This window comes from Mesorhizobium sp. M7A.F.Ca.US.005.03.2.1 (assembly GCF_003997795.1).
Classification (GTDB): domain Bacteria; phylum Pseudomonadota; class Alphaproteobacteria; order Rhizobiales; family Rhizobiaceae; genus Mesorhizobium; species Mesorhizobium ciceri.
The window spans coordinates 1-1,743 of record NZ_RZRP01001097.1; the positions used below are offsets into that span (position 1 = coordinate 1).

Here is a 1,743-nt window from a genome sequence, read left to right on the forward strand (position 1 = left end):
GGAATGATCTCCATCAGCGCCGGCAGGTCGATCGCCGGATTGTCGATGATGGCGATGGCGCCATTGCAGACTTCACCGAGATTGTGCGGCGGGATGTTGGTCGCCATGCCGACGGCGATGCCGCCCGAGCCATTGACCAGAAGGTTGGGAAAACGTGCCGGCAGAACCTTAGGTTCGCTGCCGGAAGCATCATACGTGTCCTGGAAATCGACGGTATCCTTGTCGATATCCTCCAGGAGCTCGTGCGCAACCTTGGTCAGCCGCGCTTCCGTGTAGCGCATCGCCGCAGGCGGATCGCCGTCGATGGAGCCGAAATTGCCCTGCCCGTCGATCAACGGAACGCGCAACGACCAGTCCTGCGCCATGCGCACCAAGGCGTCATAGATGGAAGCATCGCCATGCGGATGGTATTTACCCATCACGTCGGCGACAGGACGCGCCGACTTCACATATTTGCGGTTCCAATGGTAGCCGCTCTCATGGGCGGCGAAGAGAATGCGGCGATGCACCGGCTTCAGGCCGTCGCGCACGTCCGGCAGCGCACGGCTGACGATCACGCTCATGGCGTAATCGAGATAGGAGCGCTGCATCTCCTCGACGATGGATATCGGCTCGATGCCGGTGGGGCCGCCGTCGGCGCCGCGCGGTGTCTTCTGGTCGGTCAAATCGGATCACAATCTAATCAGGAATCACTTGGTGCTTATATAGGAAGCAAGCCCGAAACTCCAACCTTCACGGCACTTTTCCAGTGTCATTTTTGATGGTAATTTCAAATGGATACCGATGATTGCGACGATATGGCCAAGGCGGTTTTCGCCGCCCTGACGCAAAAGCCTGCGTGTCTGCCTTTGCGGTGCACCGGGCCGATTCACCAAGCAGAAACGGCCTATGCGCCACGGCGGCTGCGATACTGGCTTGGCGTCTGCCCCATGATCCGCCGAAAACGACGATTGAAGGTCGACAGATCGCTGAAGCCAGCGCCGAAAGCGATCGCGGAAACCGTATCGTCCGACATGCGTAGCCGCACCGCGGCCCTGTGCAATCGCGTCTTGAGCAGGAATTGGTAGGGGGTCATGCCCGCCACCTGCCGGAAGATGCGCAGGAAATGATACGGACTGGTCGCCGTCCCATCGGCAAGCGCTGAAAGGGAAACCGGCCCGTCGGCATCGAGTTCGATCCACCGCACTGCCTCGGCCACCCGCTTCTGGTCGCGGCGGCTCGGCGCGCGGCTGACATGCGTAGCGCCAGAGGCTGTGGCCACGGCAGCACCGGCCATGCGGAGGGAAAGTTCCTCGAAGGCGTCGATGTCGGCCGTCTCGCGCGCGGTCTCCGCCTCGGCCAGGAGTGGCGCCAGGACCGGCAAAGGCGGCAGGCGCGCCGCCTCGAAAGCCAGCTTCCTGGCGCCCGGCACGCCAGCCGCGATCCGCTCCATGTAGGACGGCCTGAAATGGAACGAGAGGCAACGATCGCCGCCGCCATGCTCGTGCCCGCATTCGTAACATGTGCCGGGATTGCCGAGCAGGAGCGCGCCGGGCGCCAGCATCGCCGTTCCTTGTTGGGCGCGGTAGCGGAACGTGCCGCTGGTGACTGCAGCCACACAGAAATCCTGATGCGCCTCCTCGAACGGCCGGCCGGCGCCGGCCGTGCAGATCACATCCGTCACATGCCAACCGGCTCCGGATGCGAGACTATGCGTGGTCGTCGTCATGGTCGAAATATAGCAATTTTTCCCAAGCCCAGAAC

At 62.5% G+C, this 1,743-nt stretch carries 2 protein-coding genes; both read right to left on the reverse strand.

The window, feature by feature from the left end:
- A partial coding sequence (locus tag EN991_RS35015; protein WP_281058843.1) for a DNA gyrase subunit A occupies nucleotides 1–665 on the reverse strand: 665 nt, incomplete at its 3' end.
- 221 nt (nucleotides 666–886) lie between these two features.
- Nucleotides 887–1,708 (reverse strand): AraC family transcriptional regulator, encoded by an 822-nt coding sequence (locus EN991_RS35020; protein WP_127370434.1) that lies wholly within the window; start codon nucleotides 1,706–1,708, stop codon nucleotides 887–889.
- Nucleotides 1,709–1,743: the final 35 nt, after the last annotated feature.